This is a genomic window from Actinoplanes lutulentus, from assembly GCF_003259845.1.
Taxonomy (GTDB): Bacteria; Actinomycetota; Actinomycetes; order Mycobacteriales; family Micromonosporaceae; genus Actinoplanes; species Actinoplanes lutulentus.
In genome coordinates this window covers 254,429-276,960 of sequence record NZ_QLMJ01000012.1, presented here as the reverse complement: position 1 = coordinate 276,960, position 22,532 = coordinate 254,429, and the positions used below count along the sequence as shown (strand labels likewise).

Sequence of the window (22,532 nt, the reverse complement as noted above, 5' to 3'; positions counted from 1 at the left end):
ACCTATCCCAGCCAGGCCTCGTCAAGGTCGAGAAGCAGGGTGTCACCTGAATCGAGCAGATCCAGCATCGGGCCGATCCTCGGCAGCTCGTGCGTGATGAAATACCTGGCCGCGAGTCGCTTCCCCTCGTAGAAGTCGCCCTCCTTGCCCTCGGCCGCGAGCCACTGCTCCAGCCAGATCCAGGCGATCACCAGATGCCCGGCGGCGTCGAGATAGGCCGTGGCGTTCGCCAGAGCCGCCGCCGGATCACCGGAGGCCCACAGCTTCGCTGTGGTCCGTGCCAGCCTCTCCACTGCCTCCGCCACCGGCTTCCCCAGATCATGGGGTACGCGCGAAGCAGTGCCCTGAATCCGATCCAGCAGGAGCTTCAGCCCGGCGCCGCCCTTCATGGTGACTTTCCGGCCGAGCAGGTCGAGCGCCTGGATGCCGTCGGTGCCCTCGTGGATCGAGTTGAGCCGGTTGTCGCGGTAGAACTGCTCGACCGGGTACTCCCGGGTGTACCCGTACCCGCCGTGGATCTGGATGGCGTGGTCGTCGGCCAGGCGGCACCACTGTGACGGCCAGGCCTTGACGATCGGGGTGAGCACGTCCAGGAGCAGGCCGTTCTCCTCCGACGGCTCGTCGACCAGCTTCGCGGCGTACAGGATCAGGGCCAGGCCGCCCTCGACGTACGACTTCGAGGCGAGCAGCATCCGCCGCACGTCCGGGTGCTCGATGATCGCGACCGGCGGTGCTGACGGGTCCTTGCCGGCGACCGGGCGGCCCTGCTGCCGCTCCTTGGCGTAATCGAGGGCGTGCAGGTAACCCGTGTAGCCGAGGGCGACCGCGCCGGCGCCGACGCCGATCCGCGCCTCGTTCATCATGTGGAACATGTACTGCAGGCCGCGGCCCTCCTCCCCCACCAGGAAGCCGGTCGCGTCGTCGAAGGCGAGCACCGCGTTGGTGGTGCCCCGGTAACCCATCTTGTGGTTGAGCCCGGCCAGGGTCACGCCGTTGCGTTCGCCGGTCTCCAGGCTCTTCTTCGGCACGATGAACAGCGACAGGCCCTTCACCCCGGCCGGCGCGCCGGCCACCCGGGCCAGGACCAGGTGGATGATGTTCTCGCTGAGCTCGTGGTCACCACCCGAGATCCACATCTTGCTGCCGGTGACCTTGTAGTCGCCGTCCGGCGACTTGACGGCTTTCGTCGTGACGTCGCTCAGCGACGACCCGGCCTGCGGCTCGGAGAGACACATCGTGCCGGTGAACCGGCCTTCGAGCATCGGCTCCACGAACGTCGCGATCTGCTCGTCGGTGCCGTGCGCCAGCAGCAGGTGCGCGTTGGCCGAGGTCAGCATCGCGTACGCCGACGTGCCGGTGTTTGCCGCCTGGAACCACAGGAAACAGGCCCGCTGCACGACCAGCGGCAGCTGCAGTCCGCCGTGCGCGGCGTCGACCGTGCCGGCGATCAGGCCGGACTCGGCGAAGACCTTCAGCGCCTTGGCGACCTCCGGGATGATTTCCACTTTTTCGCCGTCGAACGTCGGCTCCTGGAGGTCGTTCTTCCGGTTGTGCGGGGCGAAATCGCGCTCGGCGATCTTCTGGGAGACGTCCAGGAACGCGTCGAACGTCTCCCGCGAATGGTCGGCGTACCGCTCGCGCGCGGTCAGTTTCTCCACGTCGAGCCATTCGTAGAGCAGGAACGCGAGATCACGCCGGGAGAGCACCTTGGACACCGCAGCCACCACCGTTCGTCGAAAACTCCTTGCACACAGTGTGCACTAAGTTCAGTCCGACGCGCGGTGCCTGCCCATCCGGCCGCCGGAGACGCCCGCCCTGCGGCTGCCACCGGCGTGCTTGATCGCGTACATCGCGTGGTCCGCGGCACGCAGCGCGGCGTCCGGGTTCTCGGCCGCCGGCGCCAGGTGCACGCCGATGCTCGCGCCGATCAGGATCTCCTGGCCGCCGATCCGGAACGGCAGCTCCAGGACGTACCGGATCCGGCCGCTCATGGTCGCCGCGTCCTTCTCCGACAGCACACCCGGCATCAGGACCACGAACTCGTCGCCGCCGACCCGGGAGAGCACGTCGGTTTCGCGTACGCAAGCGGTGAGCCTGTCGGACACCTGGCGCAGGAGTTCGTCGCCGACCTCGTGGCCGTGCACGTCGTTGACCGGCTTGAAGCCGTCCAGGTCGACGAAGAGCACCGCGACCGGGGTGGAGGCCAGCGACGAGTCCAGCACGTCCTGCATCCGCCGCCGGTTCGGCAGGCCGGTGAGCGGGTCGTGCTGCGCCTCGTGGGTGAGCCGCTCCTGGAAGGCGCGGTTCTCCGAGATGTCCCGGGCGTTGATCACGACGCCGGAGAGCGCCGGGTTGTGCATCTGGTTGGAGGCGGTGAACTCGAACCAGCGGTACTCGCCGTCCGCCGAACGGGCCCGGCACTGCATCCGCACCACCCCGTCCGGGTCGTCGAGCAGCCGGCTCAGCCGCTGCCGCATCTCCGGCTCGTCCTCCGGGTGGATCAGGTCGAAGACGCTGTGCCCGGCGAGCGCGCCGGTCTTGTACCCGAGGACGGCGAGGGCGCTCGGGCTGCTGAAGACGATCCGGCCCCGGCCGTCCAGCACCGAGACCAGGTCCGGGGCGTGCTGGAAGAGCGCCTGGAACCGCTCGTCGGCGCGGCGGCGGGTCACCTGGGTGCGGTAACCGAGCACCGAGATGCCGGCCACCCCGATCAGCAGCATGGCGAGCAGCGTCAGGTTCAGGGTCTGGCTGCGGGAGTGCACCACGCCGTCGAACGACGACTTGGTCTGGATCCGCATGTACGTCCAGCCGCTGGGCAGGCCGCCGTAGACGATCGCGATCATCGGAGTCTTGCCCGACTTGTACTCGACGAACTGCACGCCCTCGACATCGAGGTCGGACTGCAGCGCAGAGGTGATCTTGGTGCCGATCAGGGTCCGGTCGCTGGACGCGCCGACCACGCCTGAGCTGTCCGCGACGAGCGTGGTGTGCGTCTCGGCGGAGAGCCGCGCGGCGTAACTCTGCAGCGCGGTCTTGGTGACCTGGTTGAGGCCGATCAGATAGCCGATCACCGAGTTGTTCACCGGGATCGGCACGGCCACCGCCGCGAGGGCCATCCCGTCCACGATCATGATGTCGGAGAAACCGGCCTGCCCCTCGGCCAGCTGCGCCTTCATCGGCGCCCAGCCGGCGTCGGCGGCGGCCGGAAGGCCCGACGCGCGGCTGCTGGTGAGCAGGTCACCGTTCATGTCGGCGGTCAGCAGGCCGTACTGGAACGTGGTGCTCTTCGCCGCCGCTGCGGCGAGGATCCCGCGGTCCGCGGCGCTGTCCTTGCCCAGGTGCAGGGCATGCTCGACCAGGATCTGGGACAACTCGGCGGCCGAATTCACCTGCAGCTGGCCGGTGAGGGTGCCGTTGTTGGTGCCGAGGGCACTGCTGTCGGCCCGGTGCACCGTGTCCGCCGCACGCAGCGCCGAACGGTTCACCACAAAACCGACCACCCCAGCGGCAGCCAGCAGAAGCACGCTGACCACCACAGCTATCCAGTTGCGCAGCCGCATTCCCGTTCCTCCTCACCGCCTTTCATCGGCCGCGCCGCGCCGGACTGAAGAATCCTCCCTAGGGGCTTCGCCAGGGAAAGAACAGGGGAAAAGGGGGCGGCGCTTCCCACCATCGACCCACGATGATGAGGGGGCAACAGTGCGTCGTCGATGAACGGAGCACCGCATGCGCAGACAGGTGGTCGCGTCGCCTCCCGGGTGGCTCTCACCACTCCGTGCCCGGATCCCGGCGCCTCGGGTCTCTCACGAGGGCCGTCCGCCCGTACCCATGAATCCCGAAGCCGGAACCGGACCGCCTGGCCGGCGCCGGATCATCCGAGCGGGACTCACCCTGACCGGTGCGGCGTTCGCCGCTGTCTTCCTCTGCCTGTCCTTCACGCCGTCGCTGCTGCCGCGCGCCTGGTTCCTGCAGGGTGTGGTGGGCGGTGTCACGGCCGCGACGGGTTACGCGCTGGGCACCGCGATCGGCGCGCTGGTCCGGGTTCGCCACCGGTTCAGCGCGCGGACGGTGCGGATCGCCTGGCGGGTGCTGTTCGCCCTCGTACCGCTGCTGTTCCTGATCTTTCTCTGGCTCGGCGTCCGATGGCAGCGCGAGCTGCGCGGCAGGCTCGGCCTGCCGCAGGCGCAGGAGTACGACGTGATCCGCACGCTCGGGATCGGACTGCTCGCCTTCGGGGTGATCCTGCTGGTCGCGCGGAGTCTGCGGCTCGCCACCCACGGCTGTGCCCTGGTCTTCCGCCAGGTCGTCCCGCATCGGGCGGCCTACTGCGCGGGCGCCATCGTGGTGACGCTGCTCAGTTACAGCGCGCTGGACGGGCTGGTCATGGGGCAACTGTTCTCGATGGCGGACCGCTCGGCGGCCGTGGTCAACAGCGGCACCGGCAACGGCGTCACGATGCCCACGTCGGTGCTGCGGTCCGGTGGGCCGAGGTCGCTGATGAGCTGGGACTCGCTGGGGCGGCAGGGCCGGGCGTTCGTGGCCGCCGCGCCGACGACGCAGGAGCTCACCACGTTCGCCGGCCGGCCCGCGCAGGAGCCGATCCGGGTTTACGCCGGGCTCACCTCGGCCGACACCGTCGACGAGCGTGCCGCCCTGGTGGTCCGCGAGATGGACCGCACCGGCGCGTTCGACCGGTCCGTCATCGCGATCGTCACGCCGACCGGGACCGGCTGGGTGGACAACCGGGTCACCCGATCGCTGGAGTACATGTACGGCGGCGACACCGCGCTGGTCTCCATGCAGTACTCGTACCTGCCCAGCTGGATCTCGTTCTGGAGCGACCGGTCCGAGGTGGCGAGCAGCGCTGCTGCCCTGGTCGGCGCGGTCCGGGAGCGCTGGTCCGCGATGCCCGAGGTGAGCCGGCCCAAGCTGCTGCTCTTCGGCGAGAGCCTGGGGACGTACGGCTTGGAGAAGGTGTCCGGCTCACCGGAGCAGATGGTCGCCGGTTCCGACGGCATGCTGCTGCTCGGGCCGACGTTCGCCAACCCGCTGCACCGGGCGCTCACCGAGAACCGCGCCGAGGGCAGCCCGGTCTGGGAGCCGCGGTACCCGGAACTGCCGATCGTCTTCGCCGAGAGCGGCGCGAACCTGCGTGCCCTGACCGGCGAGAGGCCCAAGGTGGTCTACCTGCAGAACGCGACCGACCCGGTCGTGTACTGGAGCTGGGACCTGCTCTGGAAGAAGCCGAAATGGCTGACCGGTGAGCGCGGGCCGGACGTCACACCGGACATGCACTGGTACCCGGGCATCACGTTCTGGCAGACCTCGTGCGACCTGATCTTCGCGAACAAGGTGCCGACCGGGCACGGCCACGTCTACAAGTCCCAGGCCATCGACGGCTGGGCCGCGATCGCCCCGCCGCCGGGCTGGACGGTCGCCGACACGATCAGATTGAGAGAGCTGCTCGGCTAGCGCCGCAGCCAGGGCTGGAGGATCTTGGTAACTCGCGGCAGCACCAGGTAGGTCATGATCGGCGTCAGGACGAGGGTGCCGATCAGGGTCTTGAGCACCACGTTGAGGCTGTCCAGGTGCGGCATCAGCAGGATCGCCGAGAGCAGGCTGACCGGGAAGAACCCGAGCCAGATGGTGACCGCCTGCTTCCACCGCGGCGGCGCGGCCGGTGCCGGGCTGCTCGGCTGGTCGACCTCGCGCTCGACCGGCGGGTCGAACCAGCCCTCGATGCCGGTCCGGCGCTCGACCCGGGTGTGCTCGACGAACCCCTCGGCCGACGACAGCCACCATTTGCGCTGCTCGGACTCCTCCCAGTCACGCAGCGCCTCCGCGTCGGCGAACCGATACAGCATGTGCCACTCGGAGGAGCCGACCTCCGGGCGTACCCACCCGGTCCCGAGAAACCCGGGGAAGGCCTCAGCCAGCGACGCGCCGGCCCGAACCCACGCCGCCATCTCAGCGGCACGGGCCGGGTCAACGCGGCGGGTGATCGCGACGGTCACAGCGAGCTGAGGCGGGGACTCCATGTCCCATATTCTGGTACGCCGGTGTTTCGAGCAGGCTGCGTCCCAACGTTTCAGTGCGCTGCCCCACACCGCCGGCTTAACGCCACGGTCGCCGTGGTGTGCAGCCGGGGGCCGTGGCGTTAAGCCTTGTGGGGAGGGTCAGTGCTTCAGGTGGGCTATCCGGCCCTGTTCGCCGGAGGCCCAGCAGGCGCCGTCGGCGGTGCAGGCGACCGCGTCGAAGCTGCCGGTGTCGAAGTGGCGCCAGGACACCCCGCCGTCGTAGGAGACGTCGCTGCCGGTCGGGCCTACGGCCAGCGCGGTCTTCGCCCGGCCGGTCCATGCCACGCCGGAGCGGTATTCGCCCGGGACCTCGCGGGACACCGTCCAGGTCCGGCCGCCGTTGCGGGACACCGCCGCGCCGTCCGGGGCGGCAGCCGGGGTCACGTAGTCACCGCCGACCGCAAGACCCTGCCAGCCGCCGCTCTGCCCGGCGCCACCCTGCCCGGCACCACCCTGCCCGGCACCACCCTGTCCGGCGGCGCGGAAGGCCAGGCCGTAGATGCCCGCGCTCGGGCCGCCCGGGATCGGGGAGTTGGAGGCCGACCAGGTGCGGCCGCCGTCGCGGGAAGCGAACACCCGGGAGGGTGCCGCGCCGCCGGTCGCGAACCAGGCGTTGTTCCCCCGGGTGACCAGGCACGTGCCGCTCGCCGCGAAGGCGAACTCGCCGGGCAGCGCCGCCGGCATGCCGTCGGTGGGCCGGACCTGCCAGGTACGGCCACCGTCGCGGGTGGCGAGGATCCGGAACTTGCCGTCCACCGGGTCGGAGAGGGCCAGGCCGTGCCGGCGGTCGGAGAAGTCGAGGCAGTCGTAGAAGGCGACCGGGTCGTCGTTGCGGAACGACTCGGTCCAGGTGCGGCCGCCGTCCGAGGTCGCGTACACCCGGGAGTCGGTGCCGGAGCCGATCGTCAGGGCGACCGCGCTGCGGGCGTCGAAGGCCGCGATGTCCCGGAACTGCAGGGCCGCCGCCTCCGGCGGGCCGACCGAGGACCAGGTACGCCCACCGTCAACCGTGCGCAACACGGTTCCGGCCGAGCCGGCGGCCCAGGCGACCTTGGCGCTGACCGGCGCGAGCCCGCGGAACCGGGCGGTCGACCCGGTGTCGGTGAGCTGCCACCTCAGACCGGGGCCCGGGGTGAATCCGGTGCCCGCGATCATGACGAGAGCCAGAGCTGGTATCGACAACTTTCGTTGCATTGGCATGACCGCAACCTACCGCGAAAGCCTCAGACGTTCAGGTACGCGAGCACCGCCAGGACCCGGCGGTGGTCGTCGTCCGAGGGCGGCAGGCCCAGCTTCGTGAAGATGCTGCTGATGTGCTTGCTGACCGCTTTCTCCCCGATGAACAGCTTGCCGGCGATCGCGCCGTTGGACCGGCCCTCGGCCATCTGACCGAGCACCTCCCGCTCCCGCGTGGTCAGCGCGGCAAGCGGCGGCTCGTGGCGGGCCAGCAGCTGCGAGACCACCTCGGGGTCCAGCGCGGTGCCTCCGGCGGCGACCCGGCGTACCGCGTCGACGAACTGGGCCACGTGCGACACCCGGTCCTTGAGCAGATAGCCGATCCCGCCCTTGCGGTCGCTGAGCAGCTCCCGGGCGTACAACGGCTCGACGTGCTGGGAGAGGACCAGGACCGGCAGACCGGGTATCGCCGCGCGGGCCGCGATCGCCGCCTGCAGGCCCTCGTCGGTGAAGGTGGGCGGCAGCCGCACGTCCACCACCGCCACGTCCGGCCGGTGCGCCACCAGCGCCGGGAGCAGCTCCGGTCCGTTGTCGACAGCTGCCACGACGGTGAAGTCGTACGCCTCCAGCAGCCGGGTCAGGCCGTCTCGGAGTAGGGCGAGATCCTCGCCGATGACAACGCGCACGGCAGCTCCATGGTCACGACAGTCGGTCCGCCCGGCGGGCTGGACAGGCTCATCGTGCCATCGAACGCGGCAAGACGACGCTCGATGCCTCGCAGTCCGGTGCCGGCGTCCCGGTCGGCGCCGCCGAGGCCGTCGTCGCTGATCCGCATGGTCAGCGTGCCGTCGTGGTGCCAGAGCTGCACTTCGGCGTGCTGGGCGAAGCTGTGCCGGGTCACGTTGGCGAGGACCTCGGCGACCGCGAAGTACGCGGCGGACTCGACCGGCGTGTCGAGCCGCCCGGGCACCGCCGCGCCGACGGTCGTCGGGATCGGCAGGGCCATCGCCAGCGCACGGACAGCGCCTTCGAGACCGCGTTCGGCGAGGACCGGGGGGTGGATTCCGCGTACCAGATGGCGCAGTTCGACGAGAGCGTCCGAGCTGGTCTCGCGCGCCTCGGAGAGGAGCTTGCGGGCCATCGCGGGGTTGTCGTCGACGAGCTCGGCGGCCAGGCCGATCGTCATGCCGAGCGAGACGAGCCGGGCCTGGGCGCCGTCGTGCAGGTCCCGTTCGATCCGGCGCAGCTCGGCGGCCTGCGCGTCGAGGTTGTCGGACCGGGTGGTGGTGAGGTGGCTGACCCGCAGGCGCAGCTCGGCGTTGCGGGTCGGCGCGAGGAACAGCTTGGTCAGCCAGGCGTCGGCGCGTCGCAGGTACGGCGCCATCGCCAGTCCGATCGCGAGGATCACGGTGCCCTGCGGCAGCGACAGGAATCCCTCGCCGAGCGTCTCGATCGGCCAGATCGCGCCGTACCCGTAGGTGCCGGTACCGAGCCAGATCCAGAGCGGCAGCAGCACGATGCCCTCGATGCCGTACAGCGGCACGGCCAGCGACAGCACACCCAGCACCAGGCCGGCCACCGCGCCGGGCAGCAGCCAGGCGAAGTCCCGCCAGGTGGCCGGATCGGTGACGATCCAGCGGTACCGGATCAGCAGGCCCCGCGACGGCGGCGCCGGACGGTACGGGCGGGCGATCGGCATCCCGAACGTCGCGGCGAGCCGGCGGGCCAGCCGGGCACGGCCCCGGATCAGCGCGGTCACCAGCGGCAGCAGCACCAGGCCGATGCCGAGCACCGGGGTGAGCACCAGCGACACCACGAAGAGGACGAACAGCGGGATGTTGGTGATGGCGAGGGCGACACTCAGCACCCCGCCGCCGACGGCCCGTACCCCGTCCCGGATCCAGTCACGCGACTCCATGTCCTCATCGTGGACCGCGCGCGCCAGGCTGTCGGTAGTGCCAGCCCTACCACTGTGGGGGGACCTGACACTCCTGACTTACGCGTACGCGCCCGCGAACCTGGATTTTATGACGATGACAGCTGAGACACGAGCCGCCGGCAGCGACTTCGCCGAGCTCGGCCGCCGGATCAACGCAGCCGGCCTCCTGCGCCGGCGGCCGGCCTATTACGCCGTACGCCTCACCGCCGTGACCCTCGCCCTGATCGGCGGATGGGCAGCGTTCTTCCTGGTCGGGGCGTCCTGGTGGACCGTCGCAGTGGCCGTGTTGCTGGGTGTGGTGTTCGCGCAGGCCGCACTGGTGGCGCACGACCTGGCCCATCGGCAGGTGTTCCGCACGAACAAACCGAGCGCCCGGGCCGGACTGATCGCCGGGAACCTGGCGATCGGCATGTCGTACGGGTACTGGATGGACAAGCACACCAAGCATCACGCCAACCCGAACCACGACGACCTGGACCCGGACGTCGGCCCGGGGGTGCTGGTGTGGAACCGCGAGAACGCACAGGGATTCATCGCGAAATATCAGGCATATCTGTTCTTTCCGCTGCTGACCCTGCTCGGCATGTCCCTCAAGCGTGACAGCGTCCGCGCCCTGTTCGACGGCACCGTGAAGCGCCCGGTCCTCGAAGGCGCACTGCTGCTGACGCACTTCGCCGGCTACCTCGCCGCGCTTCTCCTCGTCCTCGACCCGCTGCAGGCGCTCGTCTTCTTCGTCGTGCACCAGGCGGTCTTCGGCGTGTACCTCGGCATGACGTTCGCGCCGAACCACAAGGGCATGCCGCACCCCGACGGCACCGAGGACTTCCTCCGCAAGCAGGTGCTGACCTCCCGCAACGTGCGCGGCGGCTGGTTCGTCGACGTGGCGCTCGGCGGCCTCAACTACCAGATCGAGCACCACCTGTTCCCGGCCATGCCGTCACCGAACCTGCGCAAGGCCCAGCCGGTGGTGCAGCGCTACTGCGAGGAGATCGGTGTCTCGTACGAGATCACGAGCCTGACCGAGTCCTACGCCCAAGCGCTGCGCCACCTCCACGACGTGGGTGCGGATCTCCGGAAATAGAACTACCGCGGGATGTTGCGCAGGTTGGTGCGGGCCAGGTGCAGCATCTGGCCCACCCCACCGCCGAGCACCGTGCGGCCGATGGCGAGCGCGAAACCGGCCGCCTCCTCCGTGGTTACGTGCGGCGGGAGTTCGAGGGCGTTCGGGTCGGTCACCACGTCGAGCACGGCCGGCCCGTCGTGCGCCAGGAACTCACGCATCGCCTGACGGACCTCGGCCGGCTTTTCGACGCGTACCCCATGGATGCCCGCACCGCGGGCGATGGCAGCGAAATCGACCGCCTCGTGGTCGGTCTCGAACGGCGGGTCGCCGGCCACCAGCATCTCGAGGCGGACCATGCCGAGGCTGGAGTTGTTGAAGACGACCACCTTGACCGGCAGGTTGTGCAGCTTCGCGGTGAGCAGCTCGCCGAGCAGCATGGCGAGCCCGCCGTCGCCGGACATCGAGACGACCTGACGGCCGGGGAAGGTCTTCTGGGCGCCGAGCGCCTGGGGCAGCGCGTTCGCCATGGTGCCGTGCACCCAGGAGCCGAGCAGACGGCGGTGCCCGTTCGGGGTGATGTACCGGGCGATCCAGCTGCAGCACATGCCGGTGTCGGCCGTGAAGATCGCGTCGGCGGCGGCCTCCTCGTCGAGGATCGACGCCACGTACTCCGGGTGGATCGGGGTCAGGTGCTCGACGTCGTGGGTGTACGCGCCGACCACCCGCTCCAGCTCCTCGGTGTGCTTGGCCAGCATCCGGTCCAGGAAGGCGCGCTTCTTGCGGTCGAGCTTCGGCAGCAGCGCCCGGATCGTCGCGCCGACGTCACCGGCCACACCCTGGTCGAGAGGCGTACGCCGGCCGAGGCGGGACGGGTCGATGTCCACCTGGACGGTGTTCTTTCCAGGCAGGAACTGCCGGTACGGAAAGTCGGTGCCGAGCAGCAGGAGCAGGTCCGCCTCGTGGCTGGCCTGGTAACAGGCCCCGTACCCGAGCAGCCCGGACATCCCCACGTCGTACGGGTTGTCGTACTGCAGCGACTCCTTGCCCCGCAGGCTGTGCCCGACCGGCGCGGCGAGCACCTCGGCCAGCTGGAGCACCTCGTCGCGGGCGCCGGCGCAGCCGATCCCGCCGAAGATCGCCACCTTCTCGGCCGCGTTGATCCGCTCGGCCAGCTCGTCGATCACCTCGGGCGAGGGCGCGCCGAGGACCGGGCCGGCCGGGCGGTGTGCCGTACCGGTCTCGTTCACGGCCTTGGCGCCGAAGACGTCGCCCGGCACCACCAGCACCGCCGCGCCGCGCTTGCCGAGGGCCTCCTGGATGCCGACCCGGGCCAGCCGCGGCATCTGCTCGGCCGACGACACCAGCTCGGTCCAGTGGCTGGCCTGCCCGAACAGCTGCTTCGGGTCGGTCTCCTGGAAGAACCCGGTGCCGATCTCGCTGGAGACGATGTGCGACGCGATCGCCAGAACCGGCGCTCCGGACCGGTGGGCGTCGAAGATTCCCTGGATCAGGTGCGTGTTGCCCGGCCCGCAGCTGCCCGCGCAGACCGCGAGACGCCCGGTGAGCTGCGCTTCCGCCGAGGCCGCGAACGCCGCCGCCTCCTCGTTGTGCACGTGCACCCACTCGATCGCCCCACTGCGCCGGATGGCGTCACTCAGCGAGTTGAGGCTGTCACCGACCAGTCCGTAGATCCGCTCGACCCCGGCCTGAACCAGAACCTCGACAAATTGGTCGGCTACCGTCTGCTTCGTCCCGAACATCCCACGCCTCCTGCACCGAATTCCCCGTCAGACCTCGGGATACCCGCGCTCCAGGTCGCGCGAACGGGACGTGCGTCTCATCCTCAAACCCCTTCTTGGGTACGCGTAACCGCTGTTGATCACGGGGAACCTGCGGACTCCTGAGGTAGGTGGGCGTACAGTCTTTGAATCCGGCCCGCACGGTACCGGCATGTGAGGCGATTACCGCACGACGCAACGAGCGTCACACCTGGTGATTGCCCATGTTTCACCGGCGGGGTATTTGGCGTTTGCATAGGATTAAGGTCTAGAGTGCCGCGCGTGAAGGTGACCTTGCAGGAGATCCGGGAGCGGACCTACAAGCCGGTTGACGCGTGGTGGACCGTGCTTCTGGTCGACCCGCTGGCGTCCCGGTTGGTGCGTCTGGTCGCGCCCTATCGGTGGATCACACCGAATGTTCTGACGCTGTTCGCGACCGTGCTGGGTGTCGGCGCGATGGTCGGCTTCGCGATCGGCGACCGGTGGGCCCTGGCCGCCGGAGCGATCCTCTTCCATCTGAGCTTCGTCGTCGACTGCATGGACGGCAAGATCGCTCGGCTGAACGGGACGGGCACGATATTCGGCCAGTGGCTGGACTTCGTTCTGGACCGGGTCCGGGTCTTCTTCTGCGCGATCACGCTGTTCGGTGGTCAGTACCTGCAGACCGACAACGTCGCCTACCTCTGGGTGATGGCGGTGGCGGTCTTCCTCGACCTCTTCCGGTACCTGAACAGCCAGCAGATGGCGAAGGTCCGGCGGGTCATGCGGGACCAGATCGAGGAGCTGCAGCCGCCGGTCGAGGAGCTGCCGGAGACGGCGGCCGAGCCGCTCGACGAGATGCCCGCCGCCCCGGCCGGTTCTCCGACGTTCCGCAGCCGGATCGGCAACACGCTGCGCCGCCACCGGATCCGCACCCACCTGTTCAGCGGCATCGAGTACGAGATGTCGGTCTTCATCATCGGCCCGCTGCTCGGGCTGGTCATCCCGGTCACGATCCTGGCCGGTGCGGCGCTGCTCGCCTTCGAGCTGTTCCTGATCCTGAAACTGCTGCGCGCCTGCCAGCAGCACCCGGCGAAACTGGCGGCCGCCCAAGCCGCGTACGCCGCCTGGGAAGCCGAGCAGGCGCCGCCCGCGAGCATCCCCGCCCCGGGCCTCCCCGCGACCGGTGTCCCCACCACCGTCTGAGTCACCGCATCCCCCAGCACCCTCGGCGCCCACGCCGGGGGTGCTCCTGTTTTGCACCCCTCCGGCGATCCAGCAGCCTCGTGGCGCTGCCGAAATGAAGGGCATGAACCGGGAGAACGTGCCACTCACCGTCCGGCTTCGACTCGTGAGCGCCAACTCCGGCCGGCCCGTGCCCGGGTACGAAGTGAACCTCTGGCACTGTGATCGCGAGTCCCGCGGCCGGCAGACCAGCGACCCGGCCGGCTGGGTGGCCTTTCCGAGCGCCTTCCCCGGCTCGTCGGCCGGTCACTGGCCGCACATGCACTTCGAGGTACTCCGGAACTCCGACACGATCCACGCGGCGCAGCTGGCGCTGCCCGGGGACAGCCGGCACGCCATGAGCCTCACCGGCGACGCCTGCTTCACCGGCGGCTGGGCCCTGGAGATCCCGTCGGTCACCGGCGACACCCATCGAGGCCTGGTCGCCACCCGTACCGTCGGTCTCTGAACGCCGGAAGGCACCGGCTAGATTTGCCCGATGCCGCGCCGCCGACTGCTGTACCTGCTCGCCGTCGTCGCGCTTCTCGGGCAGATGGCGTTCGCGATGGTGACCACCGCGATGCAGCAGTCACCGACGATCGACGAGCCGGTGTACGTGGGCGCCGCCGAGGTCTACAGCCAGCAGCACAGCCTGCGGTACAACCCGGAGCATCCGCCGCTCGGCAAGCTGTTCATCGCGGCCGGGCTGGCGTTCGCCGACGCGGAACTGGATCCGGCGTACCAGGGCAACCAGACCCGGCTCGGGCGGCACCTGCTCTACGAGAGCGGCAACAACCCGTTTCACCTGATGCTCCTGGCCCGGCTGCCGATCATCCTGTTGACTCTGCTCTTCGGCCTCGTGGTGCTGGCGTTCGCCCGCGACCTGGCCGGCCCGGCGGCGGGACTGATCGCCCTCGCCCTGTACGCCTTCTCCCCCGACGTGATCGCCCACGGATCACTGGCGACGCTGGACGTGCCGGCGGCCGGGCTGCTGCTGGTCGCGTTCTGGACGGCGTGGCGGGCCCGCCGGCGGCCCGGCCTCTATCTGCCACTGGCCGGGCTGGCGTTGGGAGCGGCCCTGGCGACCCGGATGAGCGTGCTTCCGGCCGTACCCCTGCTGGTGGTTCTTGCGGGCCTGTCCATGTGGAAAGCGCAACCGGCGCGCGTGGTGGGGAAACGCTTGCTGATCGCCGCGGGAGCGGCGATCGGGGTCGGTGTGATCGCGGTGGCGGCGGTCTGGCTGACCTATCTGGCGGTGGATCCGCGGCTGCGCTGGACCACCCCGGCGGGGCTGCCTGATCCCGGTGGGCTGCGCGGGCTCGCGGTGGATCTGATGCCGTTCCCGCAGGCTTATCGGGACGGGATGCTGACGCAGTTCAAGTTCGAGAACCGGCTGTTCAACGGCTTCCTGCTGGGTGAGGCCTATCGAGGCTCGCCGTGGTACTACATGCCCGTCGCGATCCTGATCAAGACGCCGATCGGGATGCTCGTGCTCTGGGCGGCCGGCGCGATCACCATGATCGTGGTGCCGAAGCTGCGGGCGGCGGCGCTCTATCTGCTGCCGGTCTCGGCCGTGCTGCTGCTGTTCACGATGACCGGGGCGCGCAATTTCGGCACCCGGTACGTGATCTTCCTGCCGATGTTCCTGGCGATCGCGGCGGGGACGGTCGTGCTGATCCGGTTCCGCTTCTCCCGAGTGATCACGGGTGTGCTGGTGCTGACGGTCGCCGCCGGATCTCTGCTAACATTCCCGACTTATATCCCGTATTCCAATATCGCCTTCGGCGGCACCTCGAACACGCACAACAACCTGCACGACGCGAATGTCGACTGGGGACAGGATCTGCCCCGTCTCTCGGCACGGCTGAAATCGGAATATCCGGGCGAACAGATCTGGCTCGTCTACAAGGGCGCCGGGGTGCCGAACTACTACGGGATCGTGGCCGGCGATCCCTACAAGGTGCCCGAGGAGCAGGTCCGCGGCCTGCTGGTCGTCTCGGATTCCCGGGTGGCCCTGGCGAAAGGCCGGCTCAAGAGCCTGATCGAGTCCAGCACCGTGATCGACCACGTAGGCCACTCGATCACCATCTATCGGCGCGAGGCCGGCTCAGGCCTTCCGGTTACCAGCCGGTAATGCTTAGGTGACACGATGACGCATTACGACATCGTCATCGTCGGCAGTGGCTTCGGCGGCAGCGTCAGCGCCCTGCGCCTGACCGAAAAGGGATACCGGGTCGGCGTGCTCGAAGCCGGCCGCCGCTTCACCCCCGAGACCCTGCCCACGACCTCCTGGGACCTGCGGAAATTCCTCTGGGCCCCGCGGCTCGGTATGCGTGGCATGCAGCGGATCACGCTGCTCAAGGACATCATGGTGCTCTCCGCGGCCGGGGTCGGCGGTGGATCACTGGTGTACGCGAACACGCTCTACAAGCCGCCGGCGCCGTTTTTCGCCGACCCGAACTGGGCCGGGATCACCGACTGGGCGGCCGAGCTCGACGTCTTCTACGACCAGGCGTCGCGGATGCTCGGCGTCACCGAGCAGCCCACCATGACGCCCTCCGACGTGGTGATCAAGCAGGTCGCCGAGGACATGGGCGTGGGGCACACATTCCGGCGTACGCCCGTGGGCGTCTTCTTCGGCGAACCCGGCAAGACCGTGCCCGACCCGTACTTCGGCGGCGCCGGGCCGGACCGCACCGGCTGCGTCGAGTGCGGCAACTGCATGATCGGCTGCAAGGTCGGCGCGAAGAACCGGCTCGACGTCAACTATCTGTACCTGGCGGAGCGGGCCGGGGCGGTGGTGCACCCGGACACCGTGGTCTCCCGTTTTCATCCTGCGGAGGGTGGTTGGCGGATCCAGACCAACAACGGTCTCTTCACCGCTGACCACGTGATCCTCTCCGCCGGGGCGCTCGGCACCCAGCGTCTGCTGCACGCCATGAAGGACACCGGGGTGCTGCCGCGGCTGTCGGACCGGATCGGTCAGCTGACCCGGACCAACTCGGAGGCGCTGCTCGGTGCCGCCGTGAAGGAGGTGCCGGCGCAGCCTTTCTCCTCCGGGATCGCGATCACCTCGTCGTTCCACCCCGATCCGGACACCCACATCGAACCCGTTCGGTACGGGCCGGGCAGCAACGCGATGGGTCTGCTCTCGACGCTGCTGGTGGACGGTGGCGGGCGGGTGCCACGGCCGCTGCGGTTCCTCTGGCAGGCGCTGCGGCACCCGGTCGTGCTGGCGCATTCGCTGTCGGTGCGGCGGTGGAGCGAGCGGACGATCATCGCGCTGGTCATGCAGTCGGTGGACAATTCGTTGACGGTTCGGCGTACTCGCCGTGGCCGGCTCACCACGAGCGCCGGGCACGGCGAGCCGAACCCGGTGTGGATACCCGTCGGCCACGAGGCCGTGCGCCGGATCGCCGACCGGATCGGTGGCTTCCCGGGCGGGACCGTCGGGGACATCTTCAACATCCCGCTCACCGCGCACATCCTGGGCGGGGCGACGATCGGGGATTCGCCTGCGTCCGGGGTTGTCGACGCGTACCACCGGGTTTTCGGCTATCCCGGCCTGCACGTCGTGGACGGCTCGGCGGTGCCGGCGAACCTCGGCGTCAATCCGTCGCTGACCATCACCGCGATGGCGGAGCGGGCGATCGCGCTCTGGCCCAACAAGGGCGACGCGGACCAGCGCCCTTCGGCCGGCGACGAATATCGCAGGCTGGAGCCGATCGCGCCCCGTAATCCGGCCGTACCCGCTCACGCGCCGGCCGCCCTGCGCCTCCGCGTCCTGTGATCCTCACCGGCAAGACGGCGCTGGTGACCGGCGGCTCGCGCGGGATCGGCCGGGCCGTGGTCCGTCGGCTGGTCCGGGACGGCGCCCGGGTCGTGTTCACCTACCACGCGGCGGATCAGGCAGCCGCGACCCTGGCGGACGAGACCGGCGCCGAAGCGGTCCGCTGCGACCAGGCCGACCTCACCACGCTGCCGGCGATCTTCGCTCCGGTGCGGGACGGCCTGGACATCCTTGTCAACAATGCCGGCGTCACCGACCCGGGCCCGATCGAGAGCCTCACCCCGGCCGTCTTCGACCGGGTGATGACGATCAACGCGAAGTTCCCGCTCTTCGCCATCCAAGCGGCCATCCCGCTGCTGCGCTCCCCAGGCCGGATCATCAACATCTCCACTCTGAACACCGCGATCCCCGGGCCGGGCCTGGCCATGTACTGCGCGAGCAAGGCAGCCCTGGAACAGTTCACCGCAGTGGCCGCCCGTGAACTTGGCCCCCGATCAATAACGGTCAACACCATCTCCCCCGGCGCAACCGACACCGACCTGCTGCACGCCACGAACACCCCGGAGTCCCTGAGCCAGACCGCCGCCATGACGGCCCTGCGCCGCATCGGCTCTCCCGACGACATAGCCGGGGTCGTGGCTTTCCTCACCACGCCGGACGCCGCCTGGGTAACCGGCCAGAACATCCGAGCCACAGGCGGCCTGCTCCTCTGACCACCCACCCGATTACGTGTCGAGTTGGGGCGCGTATCAAACCCCAACTCGACACGCACACCGAAACTCGCCCACCCGTGTCGACTTCAGGTGCGATCCGCGCCCTAACTCGACACGCATCGTCGGAGGGCTCACGGCGTGTTGCCGTCGGCCCGCCGGGCAAACGAACCTGGCCGCCGGGCGAGCCGACCGCCGGGGCAAGCCGACCGCCGGCGCGAGCCCGACCGCGGGGCGAGCCGTAGCTCAGACATGTCATCGGGCACTTATGAGGTGTCTGAGCTACGGCTGATGGCCGCGAGCCGTACGCCAGACATGTCATCGCAGCCTCATGACATGTCTGGCGTACGGCTCGCCCCCGCGCCCACCACGGCTTGCGCTCGCGGTCGCTCGCACACCCGAAAAACTGCCGCAAGCACAAGCCGGGCCGCTCGGGCCGACGCTCGGGGCCGAGACGCTCGGGGCCGAGACGCTCGGGCCGGGGACGCTCGGGGCCGGGGACGCTTGGGGCCGGGGACGCTTGGGGCCGGGTTGTGGTTGCGGTTGGTTTGGTGGTGGCGGGTGGGTGGGGGTGCTTGTGGGTTCGCACGGGGGTGACAGGAAAAAGGGCGCAACCATTTACGCAGGTCGCCCGGCCTGGGGAGCGTCAGCGAACCCGGGCCGGGCCCTCGGCGGGAGCAGCGGTCTGTACCCACCACCCCGCTGCGAAATGGATCTAAGAGATTTGCTGCCACCAACCGTCGACCGGCGGGGGGTTGTCGACGTCGACGCGCTCGCCGGGGCGGGGGATCGCGAGCTGGACGTCGCGGGCCTTGGCCTCGTTCCAGGTGCGGTCGGCGGGCTCGGACCAGTCGTGCAGGGCCAGGTTGAACGTCGCCCAGTGGACCGGGATCATCAGGCCGCCGCGGACGTCGACGTGCATGGCGACGCCGTCCTCCGGGAGCATGTGGATGTCGGGCCACGCGTCGCCATAGGCGCCGACCTGCACCAGCGTCGCGTCGAACGGGCCGTATTCGGCACCGATGTCGGCGAACCCCGGGAAGTAGCCGGTGTCGCCCGAGTAGAAGACCTTGCGGGTCGGGCCGTTGATCACCCAGCTGGCCCAGAGGGTCTCGTCGCGGCTGAAGCCTCGGCCGGAGAAGTGGCGGGCCGGCGTCGCGACCAGCTCGATGCCGTTGACCTTGGCTTTCTCGTTCCAGTCGAGCTCGATGATGCGGGTTTCCGGAACGCCCCATTTTTCCAGGTGGGCGCCGACGCCGAGCGGCACCAGGAACGGCGCTGCCTGCAGGTCCACCAGGTTTTGGATGGTCACCATGTCGAGGTGGTCGTAGTGATCATGGGAGATCACCACGGCGTCGAGGGGCGGCAGCTCGCGCAGCGGCAGCGGCGGCTCGTGGAGCCGGCGCGGGCCGGTGAGGCGGGACGGGGAGCAGCGGTCGCTCCAGACCGGGTCGAGCAGGATCCGCCGGCCCTCGATCTCGACCAGCGCGGACGAGTGGCCGTACCAGGTCACGTGCAGGCCGGAGGCGTCCAGGCCGGGCGCCGGCTCGACCACCGGGATCGGCTGGTGCGGATGGCGTGCCTCGCGGCCGGTCAGCGTGGCCGCGAAAACCTTCGGCATCGACGTGGCGGCGAGCATCGTCGCCGGGACGGTATTTCGGAACTTGCCGCCGGAGTACTGCGGGGACGACTCGACCCGGGTACGCCGGGAGCCGCTCGCCCGGGCGCCGAGCTGAGCGGGGAGGTCGCGGGCGGCCCAGACCGCCGCGGCGCCCAGGGCCAGAGCCATAACGGTACGGGTACGCGTTCGCTTCGCCATGTGACCAGTCTGACGGCCCGCGGCCGTGCGCGACCACCACGTTCACCATGAAACACTCACGCCGTGACGCTCGACACCCTTCAGTCTCAGCAGCAACTCATCGTCCGCCAGCGGATCCGTTTGATGGTCAACCAGTACGAGATCCACGCCTCGTCGCCGGACGGCCAGGAGGCCGGCCTGCTGGCGTTCGCCCAGCAGAAACGGCTCGCTTTCAAGGAGCAGGTGACCCTCTACACCGACGACACCAAGCAGCAGCCGCTGCTCGGTTTCAAGGCGCGCCAGCGGATCGACCTGGGCGCGACCTACGACGTGACGGACGCGGCCGGCCAGCCGATCGGCCTGTTCAAGAAGAGCTTCGCGGCGTCGCTGCTGCGTTCCACCTGGGTGCTGGAGCAGCCCGGGTACGGCGAGATGACCGGCCAGGAACGCAGCATGTTCGTGGCGATCCTGCGACGTTTCGTGGACTCGCTCTCCTGGCTGCCGTACCACTTCGACTTCACCATCGGCGAACGCCCGGGGTTCTCGGTGGTCCGCAAGTGGGGTCTGCGCGACCGCTTCCACGTCACCATCACCGACCCGAACCTGGACCGTCGCCTGGTCGTGGCGATGGCCGTCGCACTGGACGCGCTGCAGTCCCGGTAACCTGCACCGGATGGACGATCCCCGTGCTCAGCGCCTCTTCGGCGACAGTCTCGTCGCCCCCGGCGACCTAGCGTCGAACCCCTACCGGGTGGACCGGGACCGGATCGTCAGTTCGCCGTTCCTAGCCCGCCTCGCCGGCGTCACTCAGGTGATCAGTCCGGGCGGGGCGGGCCTGCTGGTGCACAACCGGCTCACCCACAGCCTCAAGGTGGCTCAGGTGGGCCGGGCCATCGCCGAGCGGGTTCAGGCCGCACACCCGGATCTGACCGACAAGCTCGGTGGCTGCGACCCGGACGTCGTCGAGGCCGCCGCCCTGGCGCACGATCTCGGGCACCCGCCGTTCGGGCACCTCGGTGAGCGGGTTCTCGACCGGCTCGCCCGTCAGCGGCTGCGGCTGCAGGACGGATTCGAGGGGAACGCTCAGTCGTACCGGATAGTGACGAGCACCGAGGTCCGGGGCCAGGCGACGATCGGGTTGAACCTGACGAACGCCGTCCGGGCCGCGATTCTGAAATATCCGTGGACCCGGCGTGAGCACCCCGATCCGCACCCGCGTTTCATGGACCCGGCGCCGCGCGGAGCCGCCGTGGTTCCGGACGATCCGGAGGGCGGGTCGCTGAAGTTCGGGGCGTATTCCACGGAAATTTCCGACATGCGGGCGGCGCGGGCGCCCTTCGCCGGGCGGGTTGCCGACTGGCAGCAGACCGTCGAGGCATCGGTGATGGACACGGCGGACGACATCGCGTACGCCATCCACGATCTTGAGGACGTGCATCGGGTCGGCGTACTCCAGCAGGGTGCTGTCGCCACCGAGCTGATGGCCTGGCAGCGCTGGGGCGCCGAGACTGATCTGAACCGGGCCGGCGGCGCCATCGAGTCGCTGCGCCGCCAGCTGCATCGCAAGGACAGCTGGATCGCCGACGACGACGCCTTCGCCGGAGCCGTCGAGCTGGTCCGCGCCGAGCTCGTCGACGGCCTGCTGGCCCGCCCGTTCGACGGATCGATCGAGGCCGAGGCCCGGGTGGCCGCCTTCTCCGCGAACTGGACCCGCCGCCTCGTCGACTCCATCGAGCTGATCGGCCAGCCCGCGATCAGAAGCGGTCACGTGCAGCTGTCCCGCGCCCAGTGGCACGAGGTGCAGATCCTCAAGTTCGTGCAGAACCGCTTCGTCCTGGAACGCCCCGACCTTGCTCTGCACCAGCGCGGCCAGGCCCGCCTGCTGGCGTCGCTGGTCGAGGCGCTGCTGGCCTGGCTCACCGATCCCGACGAGGAGCAGCGCCTCCCCCGCCGGCTTCGCGACCTCGTCGAGCTGGCCGAGGCCGAGCTGCCGATCGGTACGCCGGAACGCCTCAGCCGCGCCCGGGGCCGAGCCGTCGTCGACTTCGTCGCCGGGCTCACCGACAGCCAGGCGGTGGGTCTCATGGAGGCGTTGTCGGGGCGGTCGCGGCAGTTGTGGACGGACGCGTTCGTACTGTAAAACCGCGGTGGCCGAACGGTGGATGGCCCGGCGAGGGCCGCTTGCGATTTCCTGAGCGCTTGATCGAAGCTCGGGAGGCCGGATGGCGGGGCGGCACGTCATGACGGCCGTACGGGTGACAGATCTGCTAGAAGCACTCGACGCCCACCGGGTCGACGTCTGCCTCGGCGGCGGCTGGGGCGTAGACGCGCTTCTGGAGGAGCAGACCCGCGAGCACGCGGATCTCGACCTCTGGTTGCCGGCGGCCCATCTCGAATGGGCGTTCCGGGCGTTCGCCGGCCGCGGCGTGGACCGGGTCTTCCCGTGGCCCGGCGACCGCCCGTGGAACTTCGTGCTGCACGACGGTGGCAGCACCCGGGTCGATCTGCATCTCTACGAGCAGCTCGATGACGGGCAATTGCACTACGGCTCGGCTGTGGACGGACTGACGTTCCCGGCGCCGGCGCTGGCCGGGCGGGGTGTGATCGCGGACCGGCCGGTGCGCTGCGAGGATCCGGAGTGGGCGGTCCGCTGGCACACCGGTTACCCGCCCCGCGCCGCCGATCGGCATGACGTGCCGCTGCTCTGCGCGCGATTCGGAATCCCGCTGCCCGAGGCCTTCAGGTAAAACCTTTACCTGAGAAGCGCCAGTTCGAAGCCGGCCACCAGCAAACCCGTCAACGTCACCGCTATGCCGGCGGCTAATCGGGCCGTGTGCGCCCACGCCACCCGCCGATTCTGCCGGACACCGTGTTTGGCGGCGTGCACCTCGTGCCAGGCCGCGTGCACACGACCCATCCGGTACGCGACGACCAGCAACCCGCCGGCGGTCAGCGCCACGCTCAGATACGACATCAAAAACCCCCTGGATTGTGCGGT

At 69.7% G+C, this 22,532-nt stretch carries 19 protein-coding genes; 10 read left to right on the top strand and 9 right to left on the bottom strand.

The genetic code is table 11. From position 1 onward, the window contains the following. Window positions 1-2: 2 nt before the first annotated feature. Entirely contained in the window at window positions 3-1,715 is a 1,713-nt protein-coding gene (locus B0I29_RS25465; RefSeq protein WP_111651575.1) for an acyl-CoA dehydrogenase, read from the bottom strand. A gap of 51 nt (window positions 1,716-1,766) precedes the next feature. Further along, complete coding sequence (locus B0I29_RS25460) at window positions 1,767-3,560, bottom strand: diguanylate cyclase domain-containing protein (protein WP_111651574.1); 1,794 nt, start codon at window positions 3,558-3,560, stop codon at window positions 1,767-1,769. 166 nt (window positions 3,561-3,726) lie between these two features. Here B0I29_RS25460 and B0I29_RS25455 point away from each other — a divergent pair, with 166 nt between their 5' ends. Then, window positions 3,727-5,472, top strand: a complete 1,746-nt coding sequence (locus B0I29_RS25455; protein ID WP_111651573.1) for an alpha/beta hydrolase — start codon at window positions 3,727-3,729, stop codon at window positions 5,470-5,472. On the opposite strand, the gene B0I29_RS25450 is transcribed toward B0I29_RS25455, so the two are convergent. From B0I29_RS25450 to B0I29_RS25435, 4 genes are all read right to left on the bottom strand, one after another. Beyond that, the gene (locus B0I29_RS25450) at window positions 5,469-6,038 is read right to left on the bottom strand and encodes an antibiotic biosynthesis monooxygenase (RefSeq protein ID WP_111651572.1); all 570 of its coding nucleotides are present in this window, start codon (window positions 6,036-6,038) and stop codon (window positions 5,469-5,471) included. The two genes, B0I29_RS25455 and B0I29_RS25450, sit on opposite strands and share 4 nt — an antisense overlap. A gap of 138 nt (window positions 6,039-6,176) precedes the next feature. Then, window positions 6,177-7,277, bottom strand: a complete 1,101-nt coding sequence (locus tag B0I29_RS25445; RefSeq protein ID WP_245972727.1) for a WD40/YVTN/BNR-like repeat-containing protein — start codon at window positions 7,275-7,277, stop codon at window positions 6,177-6,179. 23 nt (window positions 7,278-7,300) lie between these two features. After that, entirely contained in the window at window positions 7,301-7,939 is a 639-nt protein-coding gene (locus B0I29_RS25440; RefSeq protein ID WP_111651570.1) for a LuxR C-terminal-related transcriptional regulator, read from the bottom strand. Continuing rightward, the gene (locus B0I29_RS25435) at window positions 7,891-9,171 is read right to left on the bottom strand and encodes a sensor histidine kinase (protein WP_111651569.1); all 1,281 of its coding nucleotides are present in this window, start codon (window positions 9,169-9,171) and stop codon (window positions 7,891-7,893) included. The genes B0I29_RS25440 and B0I29_RS25435 overlap by 49 nt, the downstream gene beginning before the upstream one ends. 109 nt (window positions 9,172-9,280) lie before the next feature. Between B0I29_RS25435 and B0I29_RS25430 the strand changes: the two genes are divergently transcribed. Beyond that, on the top strand, window positions 9,281-10,273 hold the full coding sequence (locus tag B0I29_RS25430; RefSeq protein WP_111651568.1) for a fatty acid desaturase family protein: 993 nt from the start codon (window positions 9,281-9,283) through the stop codon (window positions 10,271-10,273). A 2-nt stretch (window positions 10,274-10,275) separates the two neighbouring features. On the opposite strand, the gene B0I29_RS25425 is transcribed toward B0I29_RS25430, so the two are convergent. Then, window positions 10,276-12,015 (bottom strand): pyruvate dehydrogenase, encoded by a 1,740-nt coding sequence (locus tag B0I29_RS25425; RefSeq protein WP_111651567.1) that lies wholly within the window; start codon window positions 12,013-12,015, stop codon window positions 10,276-10,278. 300 nt (window positions 12,016-12,315) lie between these two features. On the opposite strand from B0I29_RS25425, the gene B0I29_RS25420 reads away from it, so the two are divergent. From B0I29_RS25420 to B0I29_RS25400, 5 genes are all read left to right on the top strand, one after another. Next, on the top strand, window positions 12,316-13,218 hold the full coding sequence (locus tag B0I29_RS25420; protein ID WP_111651566.1) for a CDP-alcohol phosphatidyltransferase family protein: 903 nt from the start codon (window positions 12,316-12,318) through the stop codon (window positions 13,216-13,218). 103 nt (window positions 13,219-13,321) lie between these two features. Further along, window positions 13,322-13,705 (top strand): peptidase associated/transthyretin-like domain-containing protein, encoded by a 384-nt coding sequence (locus B0I29_RS25415; RefSeq protein ID WP_111651565.1) that lies wholly within the window; start codon window positions 13,322-13,324, stop codon window positions 13,703-13,705. Between the two features lie 30 nt (window positions 13,706-13,735). After that, window positions 13,736-15,370, top strand: coding sequence for an ArnT family glycosyltransferase (locus B0I29_RS25410; RefSeq protein ID WP_111651564.1), 1,635 nt, complete (start codon window positions 13,736-13,738; stop codon window positions 15,368-15,370). Window positions 15,371-15,385: 15 nt separating this feature from the next. Then, the gene (locus tag B0I29_RS25405) at window positions 15,386-17,026 is read left to right on the top strand and encodes a GMC oxidoreductase (protein WP_111651563.1); all 1,641 of its coding nucleotides are present in this window, start codon (window positions 15,386-15,388) and stop codon (window positions 17,024-17,026) included. Beyond that, a complete protein-coding gene (locus B0I29_RS25400; protein WP_111651562.1) occupies window positions 17,023-17,739 on the top strand; it encodes an SDR family oxidoreductase in 717 nt (238 codons plus the stop codon). Before B0I29_RS25405 ends, B0I29_RS25400 begins: the two co-directional genes overlap by 4 nt. A gap of 712 nt (window positions 17,740-18,451) precedes the next feature. Here B0I29_RS25400 and B0I29_RS25395 read toward each other — a convergent pair. Next, window positions 18,452-19,555 carry an MBL fold metallo-hydrolase gene (locus B0I29_RS25395; protein ID WP_111651561.1) on the bottom strand — a complete coding sequence of 368 codons (1,104 nt, stop codon included), beginning with the start codon at window positions 19,553-19,555 and terminating at the stop codon, window positions 18,452-18,454. 123 nt (window positions 19,556-19,678) lie between these two features. On the opposite strand from B0I29_RS25395, the gene B0I29_RS25390 reads away from it, so the two are divergent. From B0I29_RS25390 to B0I29_RS25380, 3 genes are all read left to right on the top strand, one after another. Continuing rightward, window positions 19,679-20,197, top strand: coding sequence for an LURP-one-related family protein (locus B0I29_RS25390; RefSeq protein ID WP_221402139.1), 519 nt, complete (start codon window positions 19,679-19,681; stop codon window positions 20,195-20,197). Window positions 20,198-20,207: 10 nt separating this feature from the next. Continuing rightward, window positions 20,208-21,674 (top strand): deoxyguanosinetriphosphate triphosphohydrolase family protein, encoded by a 1,467-nt coding sequence (locus tag B0I29_RS25385; protein ID WP_111651559.1) that lies wholly within the window; start codon window positions 20,208-20,210, stop codon window positions 21,672-21,674. A 100-nt stretch (window positions 21,675-21,774) separates the two neighbouring features. Next, on the top strand, window positions 21,775-22,281 hold the full coding sequence (locus tag B0I29_RS25380) for a nucleotidyltransferase domain-containing protein (RefSeq protein WP_245972726.1): 507 nt from the start codon (window positions 21,775-21,777) through the stop codon (window positions 22,279-22,281). Window positions 22,282-22,286: 5 nt separating this feature from the next. On the opposite strand, the gene B0I29_RS25375 is transcribed toward B0I29_RS25380, so the two are convergent. Continuing rightward, entirely contained in the window at window positions 22,287-22,508 is a 222-nt protein-coding gene (locus B0I29_RS25375) for a hypothetical protein (RefSeq protein ID WP_111651557.1), read from the bottom strand. Between the last annotated feature and the right edge of the window lie 24 nt (window positions 22,509-22,532).

Coding starts and splice junctions, on each gene's coding strand:
- B0I29_RS25405 (WP_111651563.1), top strand. CDS start 15,386: ATGACGCATTACGACATCGTCATCGTCGGCAGTGGCTTCGGCGGCAGC.
- B0I29_RS25435 (WP_111651569.1), bottom strand. CDS start 9,171: ATGGAGTCGCGTGACTGGATCCGGGACGGGGTACGGGCCGTCGGCGGC.
- B0I29_RS25385 (WP_111651559.1), top strand. CDS start 20,208: ATGGACGATCCCCGTGCTCAGCGCCTCTTCGGCGACAGTCTCGTCGCC.
- B0I29_RS25455 (WP_111651573.1), top strand. CDS start 3,727: ATGCGCAGACAGGTGGTCGCGTCGCCTCCCGGGTGGCTCTCACCACTC.
- B0I29_RS25425 (WP_111651567.1), bottom strand. CDS start 12,015: ATGTTCGGGACGAAGCAGACGGTAGCCGACCAATTTGTCGAGGTTCTG.
- B0I29_RS25395 (WP_111651561.1), bottom strand. CDS start 19,555: ATGGCGAAGCGAACGCGTACCCGTACCGTTATGGCTCTGGCCCTGGGC.
- B0I29_RS25375 (WP_111651557.1), bottom strand. CDS start 22,508: ATGTCGTATCTGAGCGTGGCGCTGACCGCCGGCGGGTTGCTGGTCGTC.
- B0I29_RS25460 (WP_111651574.1), bottom strand. CDS start 3,560: ATGCGGCTGCGCAACTGGATAGCTGTGGTGGTCAGCGTGCTTCTGCTG.
- B0I29_RS25430 (WP_111651568.1), top strand. CDS start 9,281: ATGACGATGACAGCTGAGACACGAGCCGCCGGCAGCGACTTCGCCGAG.
- B0I29_RS25390 (WP_221402139.1), top strand. CDS start 19,679: ATGGTCAACCAGTACGAGATCCACGCCTCGTCGCCGGACGGCCAGGAG.
- B0I29_RS25380 (WP_245972726.1), top strand. CDS start 21,775: ATGACGGCCGTACGGGTGACAGATCTGCTAGAAGCACTCGACGCCCAC.
- B0I29_RS25450 (WP_111651572.1), bottom strand. CDS start 6,038: ATGGAGTCCCCGCCTCAGCTCGCTGTGACCGTCGCGATCACCCGCCGC.
- B0I29_RS25445 (WP_245972727.1), bottom strand. CDS start 7,277: ATGCCAATGCAACGAAAGTTGTCGATACCAGCTCTGGCTCTCGTCATG.
- B0I29_RS25410 (WP_111651564.1), top strand. CDS start 13,736: ATGCCGCGCCGCCGACTGCTGTACCTGCTCGCCGTCGTCGCGCTTCTC.
- B0I29_RS25415 (WP_111651565.1), top strand. CDS start 13,322: ATGAACCGGGAGAACGTGCCACTCACCGTCCGGCTTCGACTCGTGAGC.